Below are 20,953 nucleotides of genomic sequence, written 5' to 3'. Positions count from 1 at the left end.
ACTCAAGTACAGCTTGCGGCTAGCTTCCTAGTTTGCTCTTTGATTTTCATTGAGTATTATTCTTCAACTTCTGTTAAGGTTGCCGCTTTTTCAAGATATTTTTGGTAGGTACCGTCATCCTTGAGTTTTTGGATGACCTTGTCCACCACTTCTTTTAAATCAGCACTATTTTTTCTAAGGGCAACTGCATTAGCTTCGCCGTCCTTCATCTTCAAGCTGACAGTTGCGACAGCTAAGTCGGCGTTTTTAGCAGCATAGCTAAGGGCAACAGGCTCATCCATGTGAACAGCATCTACTTTTCCAGCCTGCAATTCATTGACAGCTTCACCCATATTGGTTAGGGAAGTCAATTGAGCTTTTGGCAATTGTTCCTTGACCATAGCTTCTGGAACAGTCCCTTTTTGGGCTGCAATATTAGCACTTTCAAGGCTAGTTAAATCCTTGTATTTTTCTACATCAGACTTACGAACCAAGAAACTAATCTTGTTTTCATAGTAAGGGATTGAAAAATCAAAGACTTCTTTTCTCTCATCAGTAGCACTAATTCCTGCAACTGCTAGGTCAGCCTTCCCAGTTTGAAGACTGGTCAAAACATTGTCAAAACTCATGCTTGAGATTTCCAATTTCACCCCAAGTTCATCAGCGATAGCTTGGGCCATATCAATATCCGCACCGACTACCTGATTTTTCCCGTCAACTAAGGATTGGAATTCAAAAGGTGCATAGTCAGGACTAGTCGCCACAACTAATTTCCCCTTTTGCTTAATGGCCTCAACAGCTGACTGAGAACCATTAGAACCCGACTGGCAAGCCACTAAGAAGAAACTTGCAAGAAAGCTACATAAAACAAATATCCATTTTTTCGATTTCATAAATAAACGACCTCTCTGTTAATTTTGTATAATTATAACTCTATCCAAGTTGCTTGTCAAGTGTTTTTTTGAATTTTTATCTTAAAAATATTTTTTTCATTCAAAAAAGGAGCTATCTATTGATTTCAAGCTCCTTTTTATACAGAATGACTCTATTTTATAGTTCGACAATCTTACCTGTTTCAAAGTAAACAACCCATTCACAGATATTCTTGGCATAGTCTCCAATACGTTCCAAGAAGGCAATCACTTGGAAATAATCACGACCTGTAACAATGGCATCAGGATTTTTCTTGATTTCTTCTGTAGCCAAGTCACGAATGCTATCAAAGTAATGGTTGATTTTTTCATCCATTGCTGCTACTTCATAGGCCTGATCTACTGAACCATTGAGATAGAGTTCAAGGGCTGCTTCGACGAAGTTCTTGACATCGCGACCCATTCTCTTTATTTCTTCTTCAACAGCTGGGATGCGTTGCTCCCCCTTCATACGAATTGCCGCCTTGGCAATGGAAACGGCATGGTCACCCATACGTTCCAAGTCAGATACAGCCTTCAAGACTGTCAAAACAGTACGCAAGTCCTGAGAAACGGGTTGTTGAAGGGCAATCATTTCAAATGATTTCTTTTCCAATTTCACTTCGTATTCGTTCACTTCTGCATCGTCTTCGATGACTTCCTTGGCCAAATCACGGTCATGCGTAACAAAGGCACGCACTGTCCGATTGATTTGGGATAGCACTTCTTGTCCCATTGCATAGAACTGGTTGTGCAATTTCTCCAAATCTTCTTCAAATTGAGAACGTAACATCATTTATCTCCTTATCCAAATTTTCCTGAAATATAATCTTCTGTTTCCTTGTGTTGTGGGTTGAGGAACATCTTCTTAGTATCGTTAAACTCAATCAAATCTCCATCTAGGAAAAATCCTGTCTTGTCAGAGATACGAGAGGCTTGTTGCATGGAACGCGTAACCAAGAGCATGGTGTATTTATCTTTTAGAGCATACAAGGTTTCCTCAATCTTACCAGCCGAGATAGGGTCCAAGGCTGAAGTCGGTTCATCCAAGAGAATGATTTTAGGACTAGTTGCCAAGACACGGGCAACGCAGACACGTTGCTGTTGTCCGCCTGAAAGTCCGATAGCTGAATCATGCAGGCGATCCTTGACCTCATCCCAGATAGAAGCTCGTTGCAAGGCTTTTTCAACCGCCTCATCTAGAACCTGCTTGTCCTTCACTCCATTGATACGAAGCCCGTAAACAACATTTTCGTAGATAGACATAGGGAAGGGGTTTGGTTGTTGGAAAACCATACCGATTTCCTTCCGCAATTCAACTGTATCTGTACGCGGGCTGTAAATGTTGTGGCCGTTATAAACCACTGAACCAGTTGTGGTTACCTCTGGATTAAGATCCCCCATGCGGTTGATAGCCTTTAGGAGGGTTGATTTCCCTGATCCAGATGGACCGATCAAGGCTGTAATTTCCTTGGGTTGGAAAGATAGGGAAACACTATTCAAGGCCTTTTTTTGATTGTAGTAAACGGACAGGTCTGACACCTGTAAAATCGCTTCTGTCATACTGTTTCCTTTCTATCCAAAGTGTCCTGTTACGTAGTCATTGGTTGACTGTAGTTTGGCATTTTGGAAAATATTAGAGGTCTTATCGTACTCGATCAAGTCACCCAAGTAGAAAAATCCTGTGTAGTCACTAGCACGCGCAGCCTGCTGCATACTGTGGGTCACGATGATGATGGTAAAGTCCTTCTTCAATTCCAACATGGTTTCTTCCAGCTGGGCTGTCGCAATCGGATCCAAGGCTGATGCCGGTTCATCCATCAAAAGGATATCTGGTTTAACAGAGATAGCACGAGCGATACAGAGACGTTGCTGCTGACCACCTGATAGGGTCAAGGCTGATTTGTGTAAATCGTCTTTGACCTGGTCCCAAAGGGCAGCCTGACGAAGAGAGGTTTCCACAATTTCATCCAAGACTTGCTTGTCCTTAACCCCTGCACGTTCATGAGCAAAAGTAATATTGCGGTAGATAGACTTGGCAAAGGGATTTGGGCGTTGGAAGACCATTCCAATGTGCTTACGCATTTCATAAACGTTGATTTCTGGATGGTTGACGTCGATTCCTTGATAGAGGATTTGACCTGTTACCTTAGCAATATCAATGGTATCATTCATACGATTGAGACTGCGGAGGTAGGTTGATTTCCCTGAACCAGAAGGGCCAATTAAGGCAGTAATTTTATTCTTTTCAAATTGCATATCGATGCCCTTGATGGATTCTTTTTTACCGTAGTAAACATGTAAATCCTTAGTAGAGAGGGCCACTTTCTCTTCAGGAAAGGTGATGATATGCTTTTCATCCCAATTATATTTTGACATGGCTTCTCCTTTAGGCAGCGGTTAATTTCTTATGTAGGTAGCTTCCGAGTTTACGGGCTCCAAAGTTAAAGATGAGAATAAAGATGAGGAGCACGGCCGCAGAACCTGCTGATACGATAGTTCCATCTGGAATAGTACCTTCACTATTGACTTTCCAGATATGGACAGCCAAGGTTTCTGCTTGACGGAAGATAGAGATTGGACTGGTCACACTGAGAATATTCCAGTTAGACCAGTCAAGGGCTGGAGCGGATTGTCCTGCTGTATAGATAAGGGCAGCAGCCTCACCAAAGATACGACCAGAAGCTAAGACGACCCCAGTCACAATACCTGGAAGGGCTTCTGGAATGACCACATGGGCCACAGTCTCCCAACGAGAAATCCCAAGGGCCAGACCAGCTTCACGCTGCGTATGGTGAACGTGCTTCAAACTGTCCTCAACATTACGAGTCATCTGAGGCAGATTAAAGACCGTCAAGGCCAAGGCACCTGAAATGATTGAAAATCCATACTCAAACTGAACTACAAAGATCAAGTAACCAAAGAGACCTACAACCACAGATGGGAGTGAAGACAAGATTTCAATACAGGTTCTGACAAAATTGGTCACAGGACCTTTTTTAGCATATTCAGCTAGGAAAATCCCAGCTCCCATAGACAAGGGCACAGAAATAATCAAGGTAATAACCAGAAGGAAAAAGGAATTATAGAGCTGAATTCCAATCCCTCCGCCTGCTTGGTAAGAAGATGATTTGCCAGTCAAGAAAGACCAAGAGATGTGGGGCAAACCACGAACCAAGATATAGAGAATCAAGGATGCCAAGATAGCAACGATAATTCCTGCAATTGAGTAGAGGACAGCTGTTGCAATTTTATCTAATTTCTTAGCGTGCATAGTTTTTCTTTCCTCTTTCTTTCGTAATCAATTTAATCACACTGTTGAAGGCCAAACTCATCAAAAGCAAGACTAAGGCTAGTGACCAGAGAACGTTATTGTCAACAGTTCCCATAACAGTATTTCCGATACCCATGGTCAAGACAGAGGTCAAGGTTGCAGCAGGTGTTGTCAATGAAGTTGGGACAACGGCTGAGTTTCCGACGACCATCTGAATGGCCAAGGCCTCACCAAAGGCACGCGCCATCCCAAAGACCACTGCTGTAAAAATCCCTGAACGCGCCGCCTTCAAGGTCACACGCCAAATGGTTTGCCAACGAGTGGCCCCCATAGCCAAACTAGCTTCGCGGTAGTGACGAGGCACCGCACGCAAACTATCGGTTGTCATAAAGGTTACCGTCGGTAAAATCATGACAAAGAGAACGAAAATCCCTGACAAGATTCCAAAACCAGTTCCACCAAATACACTGCGGACAAAGGGAACTACAACCTGCAAACCGATAAATCCATATACGACTGAAGGAATCCCGACCAGCAATTCAATGGCTGGTTGCAAGATTCTAGCACCTTTTGGTGAGACCTCCGTCATAAAGACTGCCGCACCAATGGCAAAAGGAGTTGCGATAAGGGCTGATAGGATTGTGACAATAAAGGAACCCAAAATCATAGGAAGGGCACCAAATTGTTTACCTGAAGGATTCCAAGTTTGGCCAAAGAGGAAATCAAAGATATTAACCCCATTTACAAAGAAGGTCGACAAACCTTTTTGGGCTACGAAAATCAAAATCATAGCCACAATGATAACAATCAAAGACAGACAGGCAAAGGTCAAGCCTTTTCCTAATTTCTCTAGACGAGAGTTCTTTGAGGGAGAAAGTAATTTTTTAGCTAATTCTTCTTGATTCATTAGTGACTCCCTTCTAGTGCTGTCACCGTTCCTACAGCATCTTTTTCAACCTTCATTTCCTTGACAGAAATATAGCCCATTCCCTTAACGATTCCGCTTTGCGCTTCATCGGAGAGGACAAAGTTGAGAAACTCTGCCACCAATTCAATTGGTTGACCTAGGGTGTACATGTGTTCATAAGACCACAAAGGCCAGTTATTACTTGTAACATTTTCTGCAATCGGCTCATAGCCATTCAACTTCATACGTTTAACTGAGTCATCCACATAGGCAAAGGCTAGGTAAGAAATGGCTCCTGGTGTCTGGGAAACAATGTTTTTGACCATCCCATTTGAATCCTGTTCTTGACTCTGCACGGCAGATTGACCATCCATGATAACACTATCAAAAGTTGCACGTGAACCAGAACTTGCCGCGCGGTTGATAATGGAAATGGCTAGGTCTTTCCCACCGACTTCTTTCCAGTTGGTCACTTGACCTGTGAAGATGCTACGGAGTTGTTCAGTTGTCAGATTTTCAACGTCAACTTCCTTATTTACAATGACTGCCAAGCCCGCTACAGCTACCTTATGGTCCACTAGAGCGGATGCGTTGATACCGTCTTTTTCCTCGGCAAATACGTCTGAATTTCCTACATCAACAGCTCCAGACTGAACCTGAGACAGACCTGTACCAGATCCTCCACCTTGGACGTTGACTGTTTTTCCAACGTGCAGAGAGCCAAATTCATCTGCTGCTGCTTCAACCAAGGGCTGAAGAGCCGTTGAGCCAACAGCTGTCATGGATTCCCCACGATCAATCCAGCTAGCACATCCCGCCAAAGAACCTGCCAGCAAGAGAGCCGCAAGGGATAGAGCGAGTTTTTTCCTTTTTTTCACTGTTTTTCTCCTTGAAAATAATGGTGAATGCTGTGAATTTTTTCAACTATTTATTTATGTTTTTCTTTTGAAAATTGGGAGCCAACTGAAGTTGTTAGCTTGGTTTTACTAGCAATTTGCTCAATTACCTTTCCCACCAATTTTGACTTAAAATGAAAGACAATTTGAAAAAAATCCATACTTCCACTATAACATAGACAAGCTACTTTGACTAGCATTTTCACTTGAATCTGAGGCCTTTTGGAAAATAATTTTTCAAAACATTTCCAGTCACCTTAGCAAAGCCCAAGCCATTGCCTTGAACCAAAACTTGGTACCAACCATTTGGCAGACTTTCCGCCAGCTGAACGGTTTCTCCAGCGGCATACTTTACAAACGCTTCTTGGTCAATTTCAACCGACTGCTTGACCTGACTCGGTTTCAAGGCTAGACCAAGAGCGAAACTGGGCTCAAAGCGTTTCTTCTTAAAGGTCCCTAGATGCAGGCCATTCCTAGCAATCTTGAGCTTCCCTAAATCTGGTAAGAGTTCTGGCAAGAGATAGAGTTGGTCCCCAAAAGTCTGCAAGATACCCGGTAAATTAACCTTCAAGTGATTTTGGACAAATTCCTGCCACAAGTCAACTTGCTCACGGCTGAGATTGCTCTTACTTGCCTTAAATTTAGGGGCTGGATTTTCACCTTTAAACTGTAGATGGGCTACAAACTGGCCCTCTCCCTTAAAATGATGAGGGTACATCCGAGCTGTTTCTGGCAGGTCAATCCCAGCTACCATTCCATTGATATGTTCAACCGGCAACAAGTCAAAATCATACTCTTCCAGTAGCCAATTGACTATTTCTTCATTTTCCTCAGGTGCCCAGGTACAAGTCGAATAAACCAGACGACCACCTTCAGCTAACATGGTCACCGCATCTGCCAGAATTTCTCTTTGTAAGCTAGCACATTGGCTCGGATAATCGAGACTCCAATAATCCATAGCGTCTGGTTGCTTACGGAACATTCCTTCACCAGAGCAAGGGGCATCAAGGACAATGAGGTCAAAATAACCTTCAAAGACCTTGGCCAAGCGGTCAGCAGATTCATTGGTCACTACGACATTTGTCGCTCCAAAGCGCTCCATGTTTTCAACCAAAATCTTAGCTCTTTTGCTTGAGATTTCGTTGGAAACAAGGAGACCCTCTCCTGCTAGATAGGCTGCCAGTTGAGTTGATTTACCACCAGGTGCAGCTGCCAAGTCCAAGACCTTCATCCCAGGACTGGGCTTGGCTACCTGAGCCACCATCTGGGCAGCAGGTTCTTGCGAATAAACCAAACCAGTAGCATGCTCAGGTGATTTCCCTGAAACCTTCCCATAATGTCCCCAAGGAGTTTGAGGAATGGCGTCAGAAAAAGAAACTGGCGCTTCTTTTAAAGGATTGACCCGAAAAGCCGAAACCGCTTCCTCCTCAAAAGAGGCAAGAAAATCTCTTGCCTCATCTCCTAGTATCTCTTCATATTTTTCAACAAATCCTTCTGGAAATTGCATTTAAGTTCTTTTCCTTTCGTAAATATAGGACTGAATTTCCTCCAGCATCTCAAGAGGCACCATCATGACTGGCTGTCTGGTTTGAAAATCAAGAGCTTCACCAGAAAGAGTCACAACCCGATAGCCCAGACTTTCCCCTAAAATACTAGCTGCAGCATAATCCCATGGTTGGAGATAAGTGACATAGGTCAACAAACGCCCTGACAAAATCTTGGCAAAACTAATGGCCGCACTCCCATAGACACGTACACCAAGGACCGCTCGTCCCAAATCAGCCAAGCCCCATTCATTGGTTTCCAACATACCACTATTCCCTGCAATGAGAAAATCTCCAAGTGGTTTTGCTTGAAAGGGAGCTAGGGGCTGATCGTTTCGACAAACCGGAAACTTACCACCACCGTGATAACAATCCCCTTTGACCACATCATAAATCAGAGCAAACTGGCCTTGACCATTTTCAAAATAAGCCATCATAACAGCAAAATCTTCCTGCTGGGCCACAAAATTATTGGTACCATCAATGGGATCAATGACCCAAACCTTGCCCTCTTGAACTGAAGCTCGCAAACAGCCCTCTTCAGCACAAATCTTATCCTCAGGATAACGAGACAAAATCTCACTAACCAAGAATTCCTGAACTTCCTTGTCCAGTCGGGTCACCAAGTCTGTCGGAGAGGTTTTGGTCGTAACCTGCAAATCTTCCTGCATGTGGTCAAGGATGTACTGGCCCGCTTTCTTAATTAGCTCTTTAGCAAATTCAAATTTACTTTCCAAGAGAAATCTTTCCTTCCCCTTTTTCCTTGGCAGCCTGAACCGCTCGGTAAAGCGAATAGCCACTGACCGTTTCAAATTCTCGTCCCAAACGCTTCTCTTCACTCTTGCTTGGCACAACCAATTTGAATCCCTTATAGGAATCCAGTAGCTTTTGAGCCTCTACCTTGCCTTCATAGGCAGCTTCAACATCATTAAAAAAAGAAAGCACTGAAGCAAGTTCTTCAGTGCTCCACGACAAATCTAGTGGGTAACTATACTGTTTGTTCATTAACTAATACCAGCTCTCATTCTTGCTTCTTTTAGTTCTTGCTTACGGTAACTACGAGGGAGAAAAGCACGAATCTCATCTTCATTAAAACCGATTTGCATACGTTTGGCATCGATAATAATGGGACGACGCAAAAGACTAGGAAACTGCTCAATCAAATGAAGCAATTCTGATACCGAAATACTTTCTACATCAATATCTAATTTTTGAAAAATTTTTGAACGAGTTGAAATGATGTCATCAGTACCATTTTCGGTCAAGGAAAGGATGTGTTGCAATTCTTTTCTTGTTAAAGGACTGGTCATAATATTGTGTTCCTCAAAGGGCACCTTATGTTTTTCTAACCAGGCCTTTGCCTTACGACATGAAGTACAGCTCGGTGATAGAAATAGTGTAATCATGCTTTTCTCTTCTTATCTATACTTTGCTACCTCTATTATACAAAAAAATAAAGCGCTTGACTAGAGATTTTTAGAAAAAAAGCCTATTTTTTCAAGAAAAATAGACTGTTTGCGAACGATTAATACATTTCTGATTTAGTTAATTCACTCTTGGAGAGCTATATAGGGAAGTATTGGGCTCACAAAAAAGAACGCCACAATCTTGCGACATTCTTTTGCTTTTAAATATATCTACTAATCTCGGTAGTAATAATCTTCAGCCCTATCTGATTTCCCAAATTCTTCATAGAACAGGCGATCTTTGGATGAATCTGATGCACCATGAGCAGTTCCTGCTGGTATAAAGAGTACAGGCGTTGTTGCCCGAATTCCAATCTCAAATCGCTTTCCAACGGCTCCTTCCTGATTCTTGGACAAAAAGATTCGCTCATATTTATTGACTAAGCCAGAATCATGAATAATCAAGTTTTTAGGTTTTGAACCAGTTGTCGACCAACTACCTGCTACTAGTGATATTTCATCCTTTTGAGGATTTCGAACAGAAGGATTACCAACTACAGGTTCACGACTCGAACTCTGAGCTGTCTCCTGATCAGTACCATTCTGAGAGCTTGTATTATCAAAAGTTGTTACGCCATCTGATTTTCTGTAGAAAAACTTATCTGATGGAATAATTGGCTTGTTTGAGAAGGCTATCCGATCCTTACTGCTATCTGACCGGCCACCATGAGGATCACTAGGTGAATTAGCCGGATAAACAAGGACACTTTCTTCTGTTCTTCCAACAATTAGTACAGGTATATCTATTGTCTCAGATCCTATCTGCAAGCGATCTCCGTTACTCATACTGCCATCTGGTTTGATAGTGATTTCTTCACCTGCAGCATTAACCCAGGTATCTGCTATTAGATGCAAATTTCCATTCAAGATTTCCGGTTCCTTAAATGGACGTCTCGTAGCAATCATATTGGTAGGGTAATGATTTGTTTTAGGGTCAATAATATCAGCTTGCAGTATAAAACCAGTCTTACCTTCTACATCAATTTGGTACCAAATATGGCCTCGGTCTTTTCTCTCTCCAGCAACCGAATTAGAAGCGGTTATTCTTTGATCCTTGCTGAGTTCAGTAATCACTTCTGAATCATAGAGAGGTTCCTTACGTACCGCAGCCTTATCAGCAGTAACTTTCAATTCCATGGGTTGCTCCAACTTATAAAGATAAACTGTTGGTTTGTCTTCTTTACCATCTGTCAAAATTAGATAGCCGTTAGGGTCCTTGTAGCCATAAAAAGTATAGGACTGATCTTTAAAGTCGGTTTCGATGCGGTCAATCTCTTCCTGAGATATAGAAAGCGATACCTCAACTTCTGGTAGGACTGTTGTTTTGGAATAGGTCTTTCCAACAACATAGGTTTTGTCGAGCTCGTAATCAATGGTCGTGACCTTCGTGTCACCTGCATACTTTTTAATCGTGATTTGACCTTTCATCATTCCACCACGATCACGGCCATGCAACATCTCTTTTCCATCTCTTACAATAATGGCCTGACCATTATAACCAAGATCAATGGTTCCAAATAAGGGCATCTCACCTGATAAATGTTCAATCGTTCCAAAAGAACGATACCACTCATCAAAATTGTCTGTTTCAAGAGAATTCGCAATATCAATCTGATCCATTACCTCTGAAGAGGATTCTTCCTTCTTTCCACAAGCCCCTAAAAAAAGCAGGGCAACTAGGAAAACGATACTATATCGTAAATACTTTTTCATCTTTTTCAAATTTTCTCAATGATTCCTTTCTGATTGTATCCATTTTTTGTCCACCAAATAATAGCCAAATAAGATCCATCCAAAAATGTAAACAATATAACCTAAACCAGGACGACCATGTTGAAAAATGTATATTGGATTATAAACGATAAATGTTAGTAACAAGGTGATGATATATGTATCCAATCTTTTTTCTTCTCCACTTGCAATAGAGGATACGACTAAAACGGCTAAAGCAAGAATAATGAGAGCCAAAATAGCATGGTAAGTAAAGGGTGATACTGTTTTATTAATTGTACCAGGTAAGCTATAAAAATACAAGAATTGCGATATGGATATGCTGATGGAAGCAACTGTTAAGAGTTTATTTTTAGCATAGGATTTCTTAATATCCTCTACTGATAAAAATGAAAGATGAAATTCAAAGGTTAGTTTTTCCTTTTTTATATACTTGAAGTAACAATAGACTAAAAGAAGAATTAAGCTAAAAAATGTTGAATACAAAATTAGATAATATCCATTCAACATGTCGGCTGAGTTGGCCCTTTCCATGGTCGGAGACCAACCTGACAAAAATCCAGATGTAAACTGAACAATCCCAGCAAAAACATTATAACTTGTAGCTGCCATTCGACTTTGGACAACTCCTCTTACAACGTCTAGAAGCAACTTAAACAACCATAAACTATTTAAAATCCTAAGGAAAATCAAGGTTTTCTCTTTTCTTTTCAATACAAAAACAAGTTCTAATAACGAGACTGCTAAAAAGAGATTTGCGTTTAAAATCCCCCTAATCCAACCATAAATATTTAAAGAATTATTTACTTCATCAACCATTACCCCCATAAAGCTAAATAAAATAATCAATCCCAAACTAACAGCATAAGCTAAATAAATAAAATCTAATCGAGATTTTATTGTAACCAATGGAGACTTTTTCATTTTCTCTATCTCACTTCTCATTTTATTTTCAATTATAAATACAGAGAAACCCTTTTAAGAAAATTTCCTAAAAGGATTCCTTTTATCATACAGATTACACTGCTTCAGCCTGTAGCTTACTAGCGAATCCATTTACCTGAACCATCTACACGGTAACCATCTGGTGTCCATTCGTTAACAGCCATCTTACCGTTCGCTTTAAGATAGTAATCGCCTACCCATGTATTGTGGGCATAACTACCTTCACTCGTTAAGTAGTAATAAGACTGATAGTATGTATCATAGATCCACTCGCTCTGGGCCATTTTACCATCAGCTTTGAGGTAGTAGTTCCCTATCCAACCATTTTTTACATATCCTGATTGAGCTAATATATAGTACCAAGCCCCATAATTCTTATCGTAAATCCACTCTTGCTGGGCCATTAAACCACCAGGTTTAAAGTAGAAGTTTCCACGCCATCTGTTTTCAACCAAGTTACCATCAGCATCTACATAATATACTCCTCTTCTATTAGAACTAAGAATATATTCGTTTCTTGCTTTAATGCCATTCTTATAGTATGAATTACCATACCATCCATTTTTGGCATAATTGATATGACTTCCTGTTCCAACCATTTTATGGTCTTGGATGGTCACAATATCAGTGTGGCCATAATAACGATAATTATAATACGGAGGCTGTTTATGAGCTCTCAAAACAATTCGATATTCTCCATCCGCAAAGGCATTCAAATTCGCCTGGTTCATATCATATTCCCTTGTCACACTTGGTTGACTAGGTGTAAAGATAGCATCGGCTAATCCAGGGAACTTTTCAGTCACTTGAGTTTTCACATTGAACAAGAAAAATGGAATAGAAACCTCATTCATTCCCTCTGGGAAGGTATCAATACTAGCTGTAATCTTTAATTTTCCAGAGCTTGTATCTTGACTCAAACTCATCTGTACTTTTAAATGCTTAACATTAGCAGGATCATAGTCGGATTTAGCAATATTAGGAGTGTCAGCCATTACTCCTTGAACGTTAACGAGAGCCACAGTTCCCAGGGCTAAAATAGACAAGGCCGAGACTAACATTGTTTTCATTTTCAACATAACTTTCCCTCATCTCCTACTAACGAATCCATTTACCAAACATATTTACTCGGTAGCCATCTGGGGTCCTTTCGCTAACGGCCATCTTACCATTGGATTTAAGGTAATAGTCACCAATCCATGTATTGCGAGCATAGCTGCCTTCACCTGTCAGGTAATAGTAGGCTCTATAATTTCTGTCATAAATCCATTCGCTCTTAGCCATTTTACCATTGGCTTTGAGGTAATAGTTACCTACCCAAGAACTACGAGCATAGCTGCCTTCACCTGTCAAATAGTAATAAGCTCCGTAGTTGTTATCATAAACCCACTCATTTTGTGCCATGTAACCGCCAGATTTGAGGTAGTAATTGCCTACCCAAGCATTTTGGACATAGTTCCCCGCAGCATCGATATAGAAGTAAGACTTATATTGGTAATCATAGATCCACTTGCTATAGACCTTGTTGCCATTTTGGTAGTAAGAGTTGCCTGACCAGCCATTTTTGCCAGAAGCTGAGTTGCTAGGTGTAGCAGGTGTTTGAGCTTGGGAGCTTTGTGGTTGGGTTGCAGCTTGTCCTCGTCCTCCAATGCTGACAATTTTATGATCTTTAAAGGTTACAACCTCAGACTGGCCATAGTAACGGTGTTCATAGCGAGCAGAACCATCATTTACATCTGATAGTGTATCATAATATACAATCCAATAATCACCATCGTCTATAGACCAGCCACCATTCCAGTAAAACTCACTAGTCACTGATAATTCATAAGATTTAAACTCTATAGATGGCAAAATAAATGAAAAAGTTTTACCATTTTGGACATTTTTAAAGTATCCATGAAAATATCTACTAGCATCGAAGTTTCTTCTTGGCAAAGAATCAATTGTAGCCGTGATATCTAGCTTCTCTAATGTAGGATGCTGTTTTAGTGTGATTTTTATATCATGGTTTTTAATCCCCACGATATCACTCGAACTTGCATGAACAACTTGAGGTGAGAAGGGCAAGCTTCCTTCGGTATCAAAAACTGTCGCAGCTCCTAGCGCTGCTACTGCTAAACTAGCAAACAAAACTGGTTTGAATTTCATAGACAAACTCCTTTAAATCTTATTCCCCTAGAGTATAGCAGATTTTTCCCACTCGTGAAGAAAAACGACGAAAAAAATGGATTTTTACCGAAATCCCTTACAAATCTTCTCAAAATCGTATCTTTTTGTAGTTTTTTCTCTTATCTTCTTGAAATAGTGTATAATAAAGTAAAACCACAAGGAGATTAGTAAAATGGAAATAAACTTTGGTGAAATTATCAAACAAATCCGGGAGGAGAGGGGCTTTACTCTAAAAGAAGCTGCTGGAACAGCCATTAGTCCCAACAACCTCAGTAAATTTGAAAAAGGAATTACGACCATCAAGGTGGATACCTACTACAAAATCCTAGAAAATCTCAAAATCTTTGATCCCACTGATATTACAATGTTGATGTTGCGTTATCAAATTCAGAATACTTCATTTTCCGAATTTGAAAAAACTAGATTCACAACACCAACTAAGGCTGTAGAATTTCTTAAAACACTTGATATAGACACCTATATGACTGATTATGTCTATATCCAATCTTTAGAAGTGCCTAGAAAGAGAGAGAATTTGTCGAAAGAAGATTGGACTATCCTCAATCGGGCTAAGACTACCTTATTTCATCTAAACTACTGGCTTCCACAGGATTATATCATATTTAGTCTTGTAATTCACTATTTTGACTTTCCTACAGAAACACTTCAACAAATTGCAAAAACAGCTCTTGATTTACTAGAAGAACCATTTACTGATATCCGACAAAAACGAGCGCTTGTATCGACACTCGCAGACATCATCCAAACCTATTCTAGAAATGGGCATTACCAACTTGCTCAAGATTTAGTGGACAAGATTGAATTATATAGAATTAAGGATTTCAATTACCAAAAAGAACTATTGCTAGATTCATTTCTTCACATTAAAATGCAAGAATGTTATAATCTGCTCAGACAAGATAAGAAGGAGGGAATAGAACTGGCAACTCAGTTTTTATCCTATCTAGACAGTCGGAATAGTCTTTTCCCGGATCAAACTCTTTTTCAAATAAGAAACATCTTCTATCGACAAGTTAAAATGCTCAATAAAACTGGAATTGATTTACCATAGACTAGGGTTGAGTTGCAGCCAGACCCGATAAACAGGGAAGAAATTAGAAAATAGCCGAGATAGCCACAGTTAGGAAACAACTGTGGCTATCTCGGCTGTTTTTATTGATGAAGCTTCATCCAAAATTTCACTTCCTACGACTTTTCAGGTACAGAAAACCAAAGAAGCTTTCATAGAGGGCGAAAAAGAGGAGGAAGGCATGGAGGAAGAAAATCTCTGGCAAAATCAGAATCACTGGATCCTTGGCTGGATCAAAAAGCCAGGTATCATCTCCCACAAAGAGAATTTGATGGAAAAGGGTAAAGAATTGGTCAAAACCAATCAAAACTCCCCCAAGACCAATCAGCACAGGCAAAACTACTAGAGTCAAAAAAACCTTACTGAATAAAGATAAAAAGCCCTTTTTCACAATCCCTTTGACAAAGAAATAGAAACTTGGCAGTGTCACTAGGGCAACTAGCTGCACCAAGTGAAAGAGGTTCTTGACCACTGCAAAGTGGTGCAGACCAGCTGCTGACGAACGAAAATCTGGCATCTGCAAGACCTGACTAAAAGGATTGGTCAGATAATCCATCAAGATATGAAAGTTATATTGAATGGTTTCTGGTTTTAGATAAACTCGATCCGTCAAGTTCAGCCACTGAATTTCCAGCGGATAGAAAATCCAAGCCAGATAGATGGTCAAAAGGATTGAGAGGGAGAGGAGAAAGAGCATAGAGCTCCAAAAGGTCAGTTTAGTTTTCATCAAAATCCCACTCCGCAAGGCTAGAAACCACATGAGTCGGTGCGATTGGCAGGTCTGCTACTTCTTCTGCCTTGGTAAAACCTGTTGTCACCAAGAGCGTTGGAATGCCATTGTCAATCCCTGCTCGGATATCAGTCAGGTAATTGTCCCCAACCATGATTAATTCTTCACGTTCCAAACCTAAGTGCTCAACCGCCTTGTCCATAATGATGGCATTTGGTTTCCCAATATAAACAGGCTTCACTCGTGTTGCCACTTCAAGAAGGGTAATCAGTGAACCAGCACCAGGCAAAAGACCGCGCTCTGTCGGGATGTTGAGGTCAGGGTTGGTTCCGATAAAATGAGCTCCCTTTTGGATAGCTAGAGTTGCTGTCGCAAATTTTTCATAGTCGACTTGCCAGTCCAGACCTACTACCACATAGGCAGGATTATCCTTGTCTTCCACATAACCAGCCGCCTTGATGGCTTCCTTGAGTCCTGCTTCTCCGATGACATAGACGGTCTTTTCAAGCCCCAAGTCGTTCATATAGTCGATAGTCGCCAGAGTCGCTGTGTAGACAGTCGATAGGGGCGTATCGATATTAAAATTCTGAGCCAGCATCTCCTGAACACTCTTAGGAGTACGGGTTGTATTGTTGGTTACAAAGAGATAGGGAATGTCCCGCTTTTGCAATTCATGGACAAAAGCCTCCCCTGCTGGGATTCTGTCTTTACCCTTATAAATAGTTCCGTCTAAATCAATTAAATAGCCTTTATATTTCATTTATTTCTCCCTAATCCTTCTTCATTTCTTGCCAAGTGATGATAGCTTGGGCATTGGTAACCCCGTCGCTTGTAATCTCATGCTTGCTTTCCAGTCCAGACCATTCAACAGCCGATGTAATCACCCCACCTGGTCGAACTTCCTTGACATACTTGAGGTTGATTTTCTTGGGAATATAGTGGGTCAAAAAGTCCGCTCCCATGACCTCAAAAATCCAGTCCAGATATTTACTGTTATTGACATGGCCATTCATATCCAAGTCGTAAAAACGGACATGGTAATCCTTGCTGATTGGCTCGTTCAAGGACTCATACTTTGGTCCGCGGATAAGTTTTTTATCAAAATCAGACTGGTAAGGAGCCACAATCTCAGGTTCGACAGCATGGACTTTTCGACTATCTCGGTCCATCAGAACAAAAGTCGCTATCATGTGGATGAGTTCCTGACCTGCTTCATCATAAATGGTAAAGCGACGGTAGCAAAAGAGTCGATTGTAGCTCAGGGCTTCCGTTTCAATAGTGATTTCTTCCGCAAAACGAGGCAAACGAACCACCTTAATATCATAGTCTGTGATAATCCAGACAAGATTATAGTTTTTCAAAATGGCCTTATCACTAACACCCAGTTCAATCGACTGCATCCCTGAAACTTGCAGGGACAACAAAATCACATCTGGAAGCTTGATATGACCGTTCATATCAGCCATATCAAAAGGAATTTTCATTTTCATTTGATAAGTTAAGCCCATCATTCTACTCCAAAATAAATCGTTCTGCAACGGTGTCTCCTAAAAAGAGACCTCTTTTTGTCATGCGAACTCGGTCACCCTCTATTTGCATGAGACCTTGTTGAACCAAGTCTCTGACAATTTCTCCATAAAGTCCATCGAAGGACCGTCCAAATTTTTCCTCAAATCGCGCCATGGAGACTCCTGATTTCTTGCGGAGGCCCAAGAACATTTCCTCTTCCATTTGCTCCTTTTGACTCAGGTGTTCTTCTGTGATACGTGCATTGCCTTCCTCAACCGCAGTGAGATAATGACGAATGGGACCATGATTTTTATAGCGTACTCCATTTACATAACCAGACGCCCCAGCACCGATGCCATAGTACTCAGCATTATCCCAGTACATGAGGTTGTGCCGACTTTCAAAACCAGGCTTGGAGAAATTGGAAATCTCATAATGCTCAAAACCAGATTTCTCCAGCTCCGCGATGATGTACTCAAACATCTCAGCCTCCAATTCCTCCTTAGGTAGAGGCAATTTTCCTCGTCGCATACGGTTCATAAAGACCGTATGATTTTCTAAAATCAAACTATACAAACTCATATGAGGAATATCCAGCCCAATAGCCTTAGCCACATTGTCCTTGACCTGCTCCATAGTCTGACCAGGCAGTGCATAAATCAAATCGATAGAGATATTATCAAAACCAGCCAGTTTCAGGCGGTCGATATTTTCATAAATATCCTTCTCCAAATGACTGCGCCCAATCTTTTTCAGCATCTTGTCATCAAAGGTCTGCACACCTAGTGAAACACGATTGACAGCCGAGTTCTTCAAAACCGCAATCTTATCCGCATCCAAGTCGCCGGGATTGGCTTCAATGGTCAACTCTTCCAAGGCAGACAAGTCCAAGTTTTTAGTCAAGCCATTCAATAACACCTCTAGTTGCGAAGCTGATAGAGCTGTCGGTGTTCCACCACCAATATAGAGGGTTCTTAACTTTTGAATATCATAAGATTGAAACTCTTCTAACAGATGTTCCAAATAACTATCTACTGGCTGATTCTTGATAAAAACTTTTGAAAAGTCACAATAATAACAAATCTGGGTACAAAATGGGATGTGCACATAGGCTGACGTTGGTTTTTTCTGCATAGTAATTATTATACCACAAAGACAGGCTACGAGAAAAAAATCACCATCCCCAGATACATAGTCCGTCCAGAGATGGTGATGGTTTATTCTTCTGTTATGTCAATAACAATCTCTTCTGATTCATCAAGAGTTTCGGCTTTTTCTTGCCATTGCTCCTTGAGATTATTGAATCGATCTTTTGATGCTTCTGTCGCTTGACGAGCACATGATTTAGCTTGAGCAAGTACGCTGTCAACAGTGATTTCACCTGACTCAACCTGTTCTTTGGTTTTAAGAACAAAATCTGTAGCCTGATCTTTGACTTCTGTCAGTTTTTCACAGACCTGCTCCTTGGCATACTCAGGATCTTCTCTCAAATCATCCAGAAAATCTTGAGCCTGACTGCAAACTTGTTTACCCTTGTCACTTGTTAAAAACAAGGCAAGAGCTGCACCTGAAACGGTTCCTAAAAGGATTGAGGATAGTTTACCCATAAGAATTCTCCTTTTTTATTTTTTGAAAAATTTACTTGCAAGACGAAGAGCTGACAAACTTGCTCCAGTCTTGAGTGTTTTTGAACCAGCTGATGAAGCTTTCTTACTCAAGACACGCGCATGGTCATTGAGGTCTGAAACAGATAGAGATAAATCTGCAACGGCACTAAAGAGTGGATCAATCGTTGCCACCTTAACATTGATATCATCTGCCAAGACATTGACCTTAGCCAGCAATTCATTGGTATGATGCAAAGTCACATCCACATCTGAAGTCAAGGTTTTAATCGTCTTCTCTGTTTCATCAATAACACGACCAAGTTTTTGTACAGTAATGATTAGATAGACTAAAAAGACAATCAAAGCAAGGGCGACAAGAATATATGCAACTTCTAACATTTAGTTTTCCTCCTCAGTAAAATAGTAAGGGGCCTTCTTTCGATTTTGATATAGAATAATAAAAATACCGAGACCGATAAGAACAACTGATAGCCATTGAGAGACTCGAAGGTCAAAGAACATGAGACTATCTGTCCGCATACCTTCGATGACCATACGACCAAAACCGTACCAAATCAAGTAGAAGGCAGTGATATGACCTCGTCTGAGACTCTTCCATTTTCGTCTCAATATCAAAATCAAGGCAAAGCCAAGTAGATTCCATAGAGACTCATAAAGGAAGGTCGGTTGACGGTAGCTCCCCTCAATATACATCTGATCACGGATAAAGGCAGGTAGATAATCCAAATTATCCACTGCTGCACCATAAGCTTCTTGGTTAAAGAAATTTCCCCAGCGACCCAAACTTTGGGCAATCATGACGCTAGGCGCCGCGATATCTAGGAAATCCCAAGTATTGATGAGTTTACGATCAGCAAAGATATAAAGTACAATAGCCCCTGTAATCAAACCACCATAAATGGCCAAACCACCATTCCAAATGGCAAAAATCTCTCCCAAATTCTGACTATAGTAATCAAAACGGAAAATAACATAGTAGAGACGTGCTCCTAAAATAGCCAAGGGAAAGGCTATCAAGATAAAATCTAAAATATCGTCTGGTATGATCTTCTTTCTAGGCGCTTCTTTCATGGTCAAATAAACCGCAAGAATCAAGCCTGTCACAATACACAAGGCATACCAACGAATGGCTAGAGGACCTAGATGAATAGCAATTGGATCAAGCATTTGGCACCTCGTTCTGAGCAATGAGATTTGTCAAGCGTTCTTCGAACAAACGGGTCGCATCAAAGCCCATTTCCTTGGCACGATAGTTCATAGCAGCTGCCTCAATCACGACAGAGATATTACGACCAGTTTTAACTGGGATGCGGATACGAGGAATGGCTACGCCAGAAATTTCTAGTTCCTCTGGATTGTTGCCAAGACGATCAAAGGTCTTATGTGTATCATAGTTTTCCAAATAGACAGCAAGTTGAACCTGTGAAGAGTCCTTGACCGCACTCGCACCGTAGAGACTCATAACATCGATAATCCCAACCCCACGAATTTCAATCAGGTGTCTCAAGATTTCAGCCGGTTCACCCCAAAGAGTAATCTCATCCTTGGCAAAGATATCGACACGGTCATCTGCCACCAAGCGGTGACCACGTTTGACAAGCTCTAAACCTGTCTCACTCTTACCAATTCCACTATCGCCTTGAATCAAGACACCCATCCCATAGATATCCATCAAAACACCGTGCACACTGGTACGTTCTGCCAAACGAGAATCCAGATAGCTAGATAACTCTCCAGACAAACGACTAGTAGCCGTACGGCTGGTTAAAATGGCAATCTTACACTCTCTGGCTGCCTTTAACATCTCCTCTGGAACCACCAAACCACGGGCAACAATGACCGCAGGTGTCTCAGGTAGAAACATTTTTTTCAAAACTTCATAGCGGCTGTTAGAAGGCATGCTAATCAGATAAGACCACTCCTTCATCCCCAAAAGTTGAATCCGCTCTGGCGTATAGTAGTCAAAATAGCCTGTCATTTCAAGACCAGGTCGCGTAATATCCGCTGTATTGATTTCCTTTTCAAGCAATTCTGGTTCGCCATAGACAATGTCTAGTCTAAGCTTTTCAATCACTTCTTTTACTAAAACCGACATCATTTCCTCCTTCAATCGAGTTCTTTTTACTATTATATCAAATTGTAGGAGGAAGTTTCAGATTTTTGCAGGATTT

General features: G+C 41.0%; 24 protein-coding genes. 1 reads left to right on the top strand and 23 read right to left on the bottom strand.

The window, feature by feature from the left end:
• Positions 1-56 precede the first annotated feature (56 nt).
• From ACERDH_RS04080 to ACERDH_RS04010, 15 genes are all read right to left on the bottom strand, one after another.
• Positions 57-872 carry an ABC transporter substrate-binding protein gene (locus ACERDH_RS04080; RefSeq protein ID WP_000837375.1) on the bottom strand — a complete coding sequence of 272 codons (816 nt, stop codon included), beginning with the start codon at positions 870-872 and terminating at the stop codon, positions 57-59.
• Between the two features lie 157 nt (positions 873-1,029).
• Positions 1,030-1,683, bottom strand: coding sequence for a phosphate signaling complex protein PhoU (phoU, locus tag ACERDH_RS04075; RefSeq protein WP_000946458.1), 654 nt, complete (start codon positions 1,681-1,683; stop codon positions 1,030-1,032).
• Between the two features lie 11 nt (positions 1,684-1,694).
• Positions 1,695-2,453 carry a phosphate ABC transporter ATP-binding protein PstB gene (gene pstB / locus ACERDH_RS04070; protein ID WP_000133483.1) on the bottom strand — a complete coding sequence of 253 codons (759 nt, stop codon included), beginning with the start codon at positions 2,451-2,453 and terminating at the stop codon, positions 1,695-1,697.
• Positions 2,454-2,465: 12 nt separating this feature from the next.
• Positions 2,466-3,269 (bottom strand): phosphate ABC transporter ATP-binding protein PstB, encoded by an 804-nt coding sequence (pstB, locus tag ACERDH_RS04065; protein WP_386680412.1) that lies wholly within the window; start codon positions 3,267-3,269, stop codon positions 2,466-2,468.
• Between the two features lie 10 nt (positions 3,270-3,279).
• Complete coding sequence (pstA, locus tag ACERDH_RS04060) at positions 3,280-4,164, bottom strand: phosphate ABC transporter permease PstA (protein ID WP_049493330.1); 885 nt, start codon at positions 4,162-4,164, stop codon at positions 3,280-3,282.
• The gene (gene pstC, locus ACERDH_RS04055) at positions 4,154-5,071 is read right to left on the bottom strand and encodes a phosphate ABC transporter permease subunit PstC (protein ID WP_001070903.1); all 918 of its coding nucleotides are present in this window, start codon (positions 5,069-5,071) and stop codon (positions 4,154-4,156) included. Before pstC ends, pstA begins: the two co-directional genes overlap by 11 nt.
• Complete coding sequence (locus tag ACERDH_RS04050) at positions 5,071-5,949, bottom strand: phosphate ABC transporter substrate-binding protein PstS family protein (RefSeq protein ID WP_386680407.1); 879 nt, start codon at positions 5,947-5,949, stop codon at positions 5,071-5,073. Before ACERDH_RS04050 ends, pstC begins: the two co-directional genes overlap by 1 nt.
• 220 nt (positions 5,950-6,169) lie before the next feature.
• Positions 6,170-7,474, bottom strand: a complete 1,305-nt coding sequence (locus ACERDH_RS04045) for an RsmF rRNA methyltransferase first C-terminal domain-containing protein (RefSeq protein WP_386680404.1) — start codon at positions 7,472-7,474, stop codon at positions 6,170-6,172.
• Positions 7,475-8,248, bottom strand: coding sequence for an inositol monophosphatase family protein (locus ACERDH_RS04040; RefSeq protein ID WP_386680401.1), 774 nt, complete (start codon positions 8,246-8,248; stop codon positions 7,475-7,477).
• Complete coding sequence (locus ACERDH_RS04035; RefSeq protein ID WP_386680398.1) at positions 8,238-8,516, bottom strand: UPF0223 family protein; 279 nt, start codon at positions 8,514-8,516, stop codon at positions 8,238-8,240. Before ACERDH_RS04035 ends, ACERDH_RS04040 begins: the two co-directional genes overlap by 11 nt.
• Entirely contained in the window at positions 8,516-8,917 is a 402-nt protein-coding gene (locus ACERDH_RS04030) for a Spx/MgsR family RNA polymerase-binding regulatory protein (RefSeq protein WP_386680396.1), read from the bottom strand. Before ACERDH_RS04030 ends, ACERDH_RS04035 begins: the two co-directional genes overlap by 1 nt.
• Positions 8,918-9,151: 234 nt before the next feature.
• Positions 9,152-10,690, bottom strand: coding sequence for a DUF6287 domain-containing protein (locus ACERDH_RS04025; RefSeq protein WP_386680393.1), 1,539 nt, complete (start codon positions 10,688-10,690; stop codon positions 9,152-9,154).
• A 15-nt stretch (positions 10,691-10,705) separates the two neighbouring features.
• A complete protein-coding gene (locus tag ACERDH_RS04020) occupies positions 10,706-11,632 on the bottom strand; it encodes a hypothetical protein (RefSeq protein ID WP_152903011.1) in 927 nt (308 codons plus the stop codon).
• A gap of 119 nt (positions 11,633-11,751) precedes the next feature.
• A complete protein-coding gene (locus ACERDH_RS04015) occupies positions 11,752-12,723 on the bottom strand; it encodes an N-acetylmuramoyl-L-alanine amidase family protein (protein WP_386680390.1) in 972 nt (323 codons plus the stop codon).
• A gap of 28 nt (positions 12,724-12,751) precedes the next feature.
• Positions 12,752-13,804, bottom strand: coding sequence for an endo-beta-N-acetylglucosaminidase (locus ACERDH_RS04010; RefSeq protein WP_386680387.1), 1,053 nt, complete (start codon positions 13,802-13,804; stop codon positions 12,752-12,754).
• Positions 13,805-13,997: 193 nt separating this feature from the next.
• Here ACERDH_RS04010 and ACERDH_RS04005 point away from each other — a divergent pair, with 193 nt between their 5' ends.
• Positions 13,998-14,897 (top strand): helix-turn-helix domain-containing protein, encoded by a 900-nt coding sequence (locus tag ACERDH_RS04005; protein WP_261038489.1) that lies wholly within the window; start codon positions 13,998-14,000, stop codon positions 14,895-14,897.
• 127 nt (positions 14,898-15,024) lie between these two features.
• Here ACERDH_RS04005 and ACERDH_RS04000 read toward each other — a convergent pair whose 3' ends face one another.
• The 8 genes from ACERDH_RS04000 to hprK all read right to left on the bottom strand — a co-directional run bounded on the left by ACERDH_RS04000 (position 15,025) and on the right by hprK (position 20,877).
• Positions 15,025-15,642 (bottom strand): TIGR01906 family membrane protein, encoded by a 618-nt coding sequence (locus ACERDH_RS04000; protein ID WP_386680383.1) that lies wholly within the window; start codon positions 15,640-15,642, stop codon positions 15,025-15,027.
• Positions 15,632-16,405 (bottom strand): TIGR01457 family HAD-type hydrolase, encoded by a 774-nt coding sequence (locus ACERDH_RS03995; protein WP_261066894.1) that lies wholly within the window; start codon positions 16,403-16,405, stop codon positions 15,632-15,634. Before ACERDH_RS03995 ends, ACERDH_RS04000 begins: the two co-directional genes overlap by 11 nt.
• A gap of 10 nt (positions 16,406-16,415) precedes the next feature.
• Complete coding sequence (locus ACERDH_RS03990) at positions 16,416-17,153, bottom strand: acyl-ACP thioesterase domain-containing protein (RefSeq protein ID WP_386680380.1); 738 nt, start codon at positions 17,151-17,153, stop codon at positions 16,416-16,418.
• A 4-nt stretch (positions 17,154-17,157) separates the two neighbouring features.
• Positions 17,158-18,288, bottom strand: a complete 1,131-nt coding sequence (hemW, locus tag ACERDH_RS03985) for a radical SAM family heme chaperone HemW (protein WP_247947374.1) — start codon at positions 18,286-18,288, stop codon at positions 17,158-17,160.
• Between the two features lie 83 nt (positions 18,289-18,371).
• Positions 18,372-18,761 (bottom strand): YtxH domain-containing protein, encoded by a 390-nt coding sequence (locus tag ACERDH_RS03980; protein ID WP_084862471.1) that lies wholly within the window; start codon positions 18,759-18,761, stop codon positions 18,372-18,374.
• Positions 18,762-18,776: 15 nt separating this feature from the next.
• Complete coding sequence (locus ACERDH_RS03975; RefSeq protein WP_000895040.1) at positions 18,777-19,160, bottom strand: DUF948 domain-containing protein; 384 nt, start codon at positions 19,158-19,160, stop codon at positions 18,777-18,779.
• Entirely contained in the window at positions 19,161-19,949 is a 789-nt protein-coding gene (gene lgt, locus ACERDH_RS03970; protein WP_386680101.1) for a prolipoprotein diacylglyceryl transferase, read from the bottom strand.
• Complete coding sequence (hprK, locus tag ACERDH_RS03965) at positions 19,942-20,877, bottom strand: HPr(Ser) kinase/phosphatase (protein WP_173233320.1); 936 nt, start codon at positions 20,875-20,877, stop codon at positions 19,942-19,944. The genes lgt and hprK overlap by 8 nt, the downstream gene beginning before the upstream one ends.
• Positions 20,878-20,953: the final 76 nt, after the last annotated feature.

It is taken from the genome of Streptococcus bovismuti (assembly GCF_042436615.2).
Taxonomy (GTDB): domain Bacteria; phylum Bacillota; class Bacilli; order Lactobacillales; family Streptococcaceae; genus Streptococcus.
The sequence above is the reverse complement of the archived record's forward strand: the minus strand, read 5'-3'. Positions and strand labels throughout refer to the sequence as shown.

What these genes read in the sequence shown, in the direction of transcription:
- ACERDH_RS04080 (WP_000837375.1), bottom strand. Translation starts at nt 872, where the DNA reads ATGAAATCGAAAAAATGGATATTTGTTTTATGTAGCTTTCTTGCAAGT.
- phoU (WP_000946458.1), bottom strand. Translation starts at nt 1,683, where the DNA reads ATGTTACGTTCTCAATTTGAAGAAGATTTGGAGAAATTGCACAACCAG.
- pstB (WP_000133483.1), bottom strand. Translation starts at nt 2,453, where the DNA reads ATGACAGAAGCGATTTTACAGGTGTCAGACCTGTCCGTTTACTACAAT.
- pstB (WP_386680412.1), bottom strand. Translation starts at nt 3,269, where the DNA reads ATGTCAAAATATAATTGGGATGAAAAGCATATCATCACCTTTCCTGAA.
- pstA (WP_049493330.1), bottom strand. Translation starts at nt 4,164, where the DNA reads ATGCACGCTAAGAAATTAGATAAAATTGCAACAGCTGTCCTCTACTCA.
- pstC (WP_001070903.1), bottom strand. Translation starts at nt 5,071, where the DNA reads ATGAATCAAGAAGAATTAGCTAAAAAATTACTTTCTCCCTCAAAGAAC.
- ACERDH_RS04045 (WP_386680404.1), bottom strand. Translation starts at nt 7,474, where the DNA reads ATGCAATTTCCAGAAGGATTTGTTGAAAAATATGAAGAGATACTAGGA.
- ACERDH_RS04035 (WP_386680398.1), bottom strand. Translation starts at nt 8,516, where the DNA reads ATGAACAAACAGTATAGTTACCCACTAGATTTGTCGTGGAGCACTGAA.
- ACERDH_RS04030 (WP_386680396.1), bottom strand. Translation starts at nt 8,917, where the DNA reads ATGATTACACTATTTCTATCACCGAGCTGTACTTCATGTCGTAAGGCA.
- ACERDH_RS04025 (WP_386680393.1), bottom strand. Translation starts at nt 10,690, where the DNA reads ATGAAAAAGTATTTACGATATAGTATCGTTTTCCTAGTTGCCCTGCTT.
- ACERDH_RS04020 (WP_152903011.1), bottom strand. Translation starts at nt 11,632, where the DNA reads ATGAAAAAGTCTCCATTGGTTACAATAAAATCTCGATTAGATTTTATT.
- ACERDH_RS04015 (WP_386680390.1), bottom strand. Translation starts at nt 12,723, where the DNA reads ATGAAAACAATGTTAGTCTCGGCCTTGTCTATTTTAGCCCTGGGAACT.
- ACERDH_RS04010 (WP_386680387.1), bottom strand. Translation starts at nt 13,804, where the DNA reads ATGAAATTCAAACCAGTTTTGTTTGCTAGTTTAGCAGTAGCAGCGCTA.
- ACERDH_RS04005 (WP_261038489.1), top strand. Translation starts at nt 13,998, where the DNA reads ATGGAAATAAACTTTGGTGAAATTATCAAACAAATCCGGGAGGAGAGG.
- ACERDH_RS04000 (WP_386680383.1), bottom strand. Translation starts at nt 15,642, where the DNA reads ATGAAAACTAAACTGACCTTTTGGAGCTCTATGCTCTTTCTCCTCTCC.
- ACERDH_RS03995 (WP_261066894.1), bottom strand. Translation starts at nt 16,405, where the DNA reads ATGAAATATAAAGGCTATTTAATTGATTTAGACGGAACTATTTATAAG.
- ACERDH_RS03990 (WP_386680380.1), bottom strand. Translation starts at nt 17,153, where the DNA reads ATGGGCTTAACTTATCAAATGAAAATGAAAATTCCTTTTGATATGGCT.
- hemW (WP_247947374.1), bottom strand. Translation starts at nt 18,288, where the DNA reads ATGCAGAAAAAACCAACGTCAGCCTATGTGCACATCCCATTTTGTACC.
- ACERDH_RS03980 (WP_084862471.1), bottom strand. Translation starts at nt 18,761, where the DNA reads ATGGGTAAACTATCCTCAATCCTTTTAGGAACCGTTTCAGGTGCAGCT.
- ACERDH_RS03975 (WP_000895040.1), bottom strand. Translation starts at nt 19,160, where the DNA reads ATGTTAGAAGTTGCATATATTCTTGTCGCCCTTGCTTTGATTGTCTTT.
- lgt (WP_386680101.1), bottom strand. Translation starts at nt 19,949, where the DNA reads ATGCTTGATCCAATTGCTATTCATCTAGGTCCTCTAGCCATTCGTTGG.
- hprK (WP_173233320.1), bottom strand. Translation starts at nt 20,877, where the DNA reads ATGTCGGTTTTAGTAAAAGAAGTGATTGAAAAGCTTAGACTAGACATT.